The 4764-nt window shown below is 72.3% G+C and carries 5 protein-coding genes and 1 rRNA gene; 4 read left to right on the forward strand and 2 right to left on the reverse strand.

The window, feature by feature from the left end; all coding sequences use genetic code 11:
* Positions 1 to 102, forward strand: a 5S ribosomal RNA gene (rrf, locus tag AB0M30_RS29895); the annotation flags it as partial.
* 345 nt (positions 103 to 447) lie between these two features.
* Here rrf and cobF read toward each other — a convergent pair.
* Complete coding sequence (gene cobF / locus AB0M30_RS29900) at positions 448 to 1215, reverse strand: precorrin-6A synthase (deacetylating) (RefSeq protein ID WP_364590257.1); 768 nt, start codon at positions 1213 to 1215, stop codon at positions 448 to 450.
* 77 nt (positions 1216 to 1292) lie between these two features.
* Here cobF and AB0M30_RS29905 point away from each other — a divergent pair, with 77 nt between their 5' ends.
* Genes AB0M30_RS29905 through AB0M30_RS29915 form a run of 3 tightly spaced genes read left to right on the forward strand, consistent with a single transcriptional unit; the run spans position 1293 to position 3932 of the window.
* On the forward strand, positions 1293 to 1499 hold the full coding sequence (locus tag AB0M30_RS29905) for a heavy-metal-associated domain-containing protein (protein ID WP_364590260.1): 207 nt from the start codon (positions 1293 to 1295) through the stop codon (positions 1497 to 1499).
* Positions 1496 to 3595 carry a heavy metal translocating P-type ATPase gene (locus AB0M30_RS29910; protein WP_364590262.1) on the forward strand — a complete coding sequence of 700 codons (2100 nt, stop codon included), beginning with the start codon at positions 1496 to 1498 and terminating at the stop codon, positions 3593 to 3595. The genes AB0M30_RS29905 and AB0M30_RS29910 overlap by 4 nt, the downstream gene beginning before the upstream one ends.
* Positions 3596 to 3650: 55 nt before the next feature.
* Positions 3651 to 3932 carry a metal-sensitive transcriptional regulator gene (locus AB0M30_RS29915; RefSeq protein WP_013228661.1) on the forward strand — a complete coding sequence of 94 codons (282 nt, stop codon included), beginning with the start codon at positions 3651 to 3653 and terminating at the stop codon, positions 3930 to 3932.
* 21 nt (positions 3933 to 3953) lie between these two features.
* Here the strand turns inward: AB0M30_RS29915 and AB0M30_RS29920 are convergent, their stop codons facing one another.
* On the reverse strand, positions 3954 to 4661 hold the full coding sequence (locus tag AB0M30_RS29920) for a CPBP family intramembrane glutamic endopeptidase (RefSeq protein WP_364590265.1): 708 nt from the start codon (positions 4659 to 4661) through the stop codon (positions 3954 to 3956).
* Positions 4662 to 4764: the final 103 nt, after the last annotated feature.

Here is a 4764-nt window from a genome sequence, read left to right on the forward strand (position 1 = left end):
GTCAGGGAAACGCCCGGTCCCATTCCGAACCCGGAAGCTAAGCCTGACAGCGCCGATGGTACTGCAACCGAAGGGTTGTGGGAGAGTAGGACACCGCCGAACTTAATTTGCGAAAGGCCCCGGTCGAGAACCCGAAAGGTTCTCCCGGGGCCTTTCCGCATGCCCAAAACCCGACCCGACCCTCCAGACACGCAAGCCGACCCCCTGGGCACGCGAGCCGACCCTCCAGACACGCGAGTCGACTCCCCAATCACGCAAGCCGACTCCCCAATCACGCGAGCCGACCTTCCAGGCACGCCGGCCGACCGCCGGGGCACGCGAACCGACCCTCCGGACACGCCGGCCGACGTGATCAGCCGCGCGACTCGTGTGGCTGGAAGGGCATCTCGCGTGACTGGAGGGTCATCTCGCGTGATTGCGGGGTCATCACTCGTGATTGAAGGGTCATCACGGGTTGGGGGCCGGGCGGCGGAGGAGGTACGTGTCCATGATCCAGCCGTGGCGTTCGCGGGCTTCGGCGCGGGTCGAGCGGATCCGGTCCGCGAGGGCGGGGGTGAGCGGGCCCGAGATCAGGATCTCGTCGGGCGTGCCCACGTACGCGCCCCAGAAGATCTCGAGCCCCATGGCAGTGAAGCGGTCGAACGTCGTGTGGGCGTCGAGGAGGACGAAGACGTCTTCGACCCCCTCCGGCCAGCCCGTCGCGAGACGGCGGCCCGTGGTCAGCTGGACCGCGCGGCCGATCTGGTTCATCGTCGTCCGGTGGCGGGCGACCAGCGCCGAGATGCTGCTGATTCCCGGCACCACCTCGTACTCGAACTCGACGTTCCCCCGCGCCAGCACCGCCTCGATCAACGCGATCGTGCTGTCGTACAGCGACGGGTCGCCCCACACCAGGAACGCGCCCACCTCGTCCGGGGCCAGCGACGACAGGATCATCGACTCGTACACCGCCGCCCGGGCCGCGTGCCAGTCGGCCACCGCTGCCCGGTAGTCGGCCGGGGTGCGGTCGCGGGGCGGGTCCTCCGCCAGGACCACCCGGTACTCCCGGGTGACGAACCGGTCGAGGATCTCCTGCCGCAGCCGCACCAGGTCGGCCTTGTCCGAACCCTTGTCGAGGACGAAGAAGACGTCGACGCGGTTGAGGCGGTCGATCGCCTGCACCGTGAGGTGCTCCGGGTCGCCGGCGCCGATCCCGATCGCGTAGAGCTTCCGCATGCCGCGAGTCTGACGGCCCCGATGGAGAACCCCTACCCCCGATGGGTATAAAGGATGGGGAACGGAAGGAGCGGGAGATGGCCGAAACGAGCTACACCGTCGAGGGCATGACCTGCGGGCACTGCGCCACCTCGGTCCGCGAGGAGGTCTCCGAGCTCGAGGGCGTCCGCCAGGTGGACGTCGACGTCGAGAGCGGGCGCGTGACCGTGACCAGCGACACCCCGCTGACCACCGATGCGGTCGCCGCCGCCGTCACCGAGGCCGGCTACCGCGTGATCCCGTGAACCCGGCCGAGGTGACCACTGCGGCCCGTGTCGAGCTCGCCATCGGCGGGATGACGTGCGCGTCCTGCGCCGCCCGCGTCGAGCGCAAGCTCAACAAGGTCGACGGTGTCACCGCGACGGTCAACTATGCCACTGAAAAAGCGCAGGTCAGCTACCCGGCCCGGCTGTCGGTCGACGACCTCACGGCCGTCGTCGAGGCCGCCGGTTACTCCGCGCGCGTCCCCGAGCCGGAGCTGCCGGAGACATCGGAGGAGACGCCGCGCACGCGGTTGCTCGTCTCCGCGGGCCTCACCGTCCCGCTGATCGCGCTCGCGATGGTCCCGGCCTGGCAGTTCGCGGCTTGGCCCTGGGTCTCACTGGCCCTCGCCGCCCCGGTCGTGACCTGGGGCGCGTGGCCGTTCCACCGCGCCGCCGCGGTCAACCTGCGCCACGCCACCGCCACCATGGACACGCTGATCTCGCTCGGCGTCGTCGCGTCCGTGGCCTGGTCGCTGTACGCGCTCGTCTTCGGCGCCGGCCACCACCACCTGTACTTCGAGGTGGCCGCCGCGATCACCACGTTCATCCTGGCCGGCCGCTACTTCGAGACGCGGTCGAAGCGCCGCGCCGGCGCCGCCCTCCGCGCGCTGATGGACCTCGGCGCGAAGGACGTCACGGTCCTGCGCGACGGCCAAGAGCACCTCGTCCCGATCAAGGATCTTCAGGCCGGCGCCGTCTTCGTGGCCCGGCCCGGCGAGAAGATTGCCACCGACGGCGTCATCGCCGAAGGCGGCTCCGCCGTCGACACCAGCATGCTCACCGGGGAGGCCGTGCCGGTCGAGGTCGGGCCGGGCGACGCGGTCACCGGCGCGACCGTCAACGTCGGCGGGCGGCTGCTCGTGCGGGCCACCCGCGTCGGCGCGGACACCCGGCTGGCGCAGATGGCGCGGCTCGTCGAGGCCGCGCAGAACGGCAAAGCCGACGTCCAGCGCCTGGCCGACCGGGTCTCCGCCGTCTTCGTCCCGGCGGTCGTCTTCGCCGCGCTGGCCACGCTCGTCGGCTGGCTGGTGACGGGCGGGACGCCGGATGCCGCGTTCACCGCGGCCGTCGCCGTGCTGATCATCGCCTGCCCGTGCGCGCTCGGCCTCGCGACGCCGACGGCGTTGCTGGTCGGCACCGGCCGCGGCGCGCAGCTGGGCATCCTCATCAAGGGGCCTGAGGTGCTCGAGTCCACCCGGCGCGTCGACACCGTGGTGCTCGACAAGACCGGCACGGTCACCACCGGGCGGATGGCGCTCGTCGAGGGCGACGGCGAGGTGCTCCGGCTCGCGGGCGCCGTGGAGGCCGCTTCCGAGCACCCGATCGCCCGCGCGATCGCGGACGCGGCCCGGGAGCGGTTCGGCGCGCTGCCCGCCGTCACGGAGTTCCGCAGCACCGCGGGCCTCGGGGTGACCGGCGTGGTGGAGGGGCACGAGGTCGCCGTCGGACGCGCGGGGTTCGTCGGCGGCGAACCCGCCGAAACCGACGGCGCGACCACGGTCCACGTGACCTGGGACGGCGAAGCCCGCGGGCGGCTCGTGGTCGCCGACACGATCAAGCCGACGTCCGCCCAGGCGGTCGCCGAGCTGCGGGAACTCGGCCTGACGCCGGTCCTGCTGACCGGGGACAACGCCGGCGCGGCGCGGGCGGTCGCGGCTCAGGCGGGGATCGGCGAGGTCGTCGCCGAAGTGCTGCCCGAGGAGAAGGTCGCCGTAGTCAAGCGGCTGCAGGCCCAGGGGCGCGTGGTGGCCATGGTCGGCGACGGCGTCAACGACGCGGCCGCGCTCGCCCAGGCCGACCTCGGCTTGGCGATGGGCACCGGGACCGACGCGGCGATCGAGGCGAGCGACCTGACGCTGGTGCGGGGCGACCTGCGCGTGGCGGCCGACGCGATCCGGCTGGCCCGGCGCACGTTGGCGACGATCAAGGGGAACCTGTTCTGGGCGTTCGCCTACAACGTGGCGGCGGTGCCGCTCGCGGCGCTCGGCCTGCTCGACCCGATGATCGCGGGCGCGGCGATGGCGTGCTCGTCGGCGTTCGTGGTGAGCAACAGCCTGCGGCTGCGCCGCTTCCGCTGACACCCCGGGAGGGTATAGTCGGGGGAAAGGGTGCGGACAACGGGGACAGGTGGCGATGACGGGTTACGGCGGCGAGCGGGAAGCCTATCTGAAGCGCCTGCGCCGGATCGAGGGACAGATCCGCGGGTTGCAGCGCATGGTCGAGCAGGACAAGTACTGCATCGACATCCTGACCCAGGTCTCGGCGGCGACGAAGGCCCTGCAGTCGTTCTCGCTCGAACTGCTGGACGAGCACCTCGCGACGTGCGTCGTCCAGGCCGCGGCCGCGGGCGGCGAGGAAGCCGACCTGAAGGTGCGGGAAGCGTCGGACGCGATCGCGCGGCTGGTGCGCTCGTAACTTCCGGGGACCGCGAACGGGTCAGCGGACCAGCACGGCCAGGGTGAGGCCGCCGGCGTTCGTCGTGAAGTGGACGATCACCGACGCGAGCACGCCCCGGCCGAGGTGGCGCCACCAGTGCAGGAAGATCCCGGCGACGCCCGCCGCGGCCATCGCCAGTACCTCCAGCACCACCACCGGCGTCGAGCCGAACACGGCGTGCACGGCGGCGTTGCGGCCGATGGCCAGCGCCGGCAGCGCGTGCCACAACCCGAAGAGCGCGGCGGAGCACAGGATCGGCGGCCAGCGCCACCGCTCGTCCGTCGCGCCGAACAGGCCGGGTAGCACGCCGCGGAAGGCGACCTCCTCGATGAGGACCGTCCCGAACAGGATCCGGCCGCAGGTCAGCCACAGCAGTTGCCCGAAGTCGGGGTCGCCGACGCGGCCGTCGTGGTAGACCGTGCGCAGCGACGGCACGGCCAGCGCGATTCCGAACACGACCGCCACCGAGGCCGCTCCGGCCAGCCCGACCAGTGCGGGACGCCGGAAGTTGGCCAGCCCGAGGTCGGTCCACGAGCACCCGGCGGCCCGGCCCAGCGCGACCAGCACGAACGCGGCCACCAGCCCGCACACGGGGTACGCCCAGCCGGGCAGCACGCGGTTGGCCAGGGTGGTCGACGCGGCGAGGAGCACGACCGCGGCGACCAGCGCGAACACCCGCCGAGGAGGGAAGGGCACGGCTTCGCTCAAGGGCCGGCTCCGGTGCGGTCGGCCCGGCCACCGCGGGCCACGACCGGCACCTCGCGCGGGGACCTGGATCCGTCGTTCATTTCGCTCCAGGGCCGGCTTCAGT

Origin of the sequence: Amycolatopsis sp. NPDC051716, from assembly GCF_040681595.1 — a bacterium.
Classification (GTDB): Bacteria; Actinomycetota; Actinomycetes; order Mycobacteriales; family Pseudonocardiaceae; genus Amycolatopsis.

Coding starts and splice junctions, on each gene's coding strand:
- AB0M30_RS29915 (WP_013228661.1), top strand. CDS start 3,651: ATGACGGGTTACGGCGGCGAGCGGGAAGCCTATCTGAAGCGCCTGCGC.
- cobF (WP_364590257.1), bottom strand. CDS start 1,215: ATGCGGAAGCTCTACGCGATCGGGATCGGCGCCGGCGACCCGGAGCAC.
- AB0M30_RS29905 (WP_364590260.1), top strand. CDS start 1,293: ATGGCCGAAACGAGCTACACCGTCGAGGGCATGACCTGCGGGCACTGC.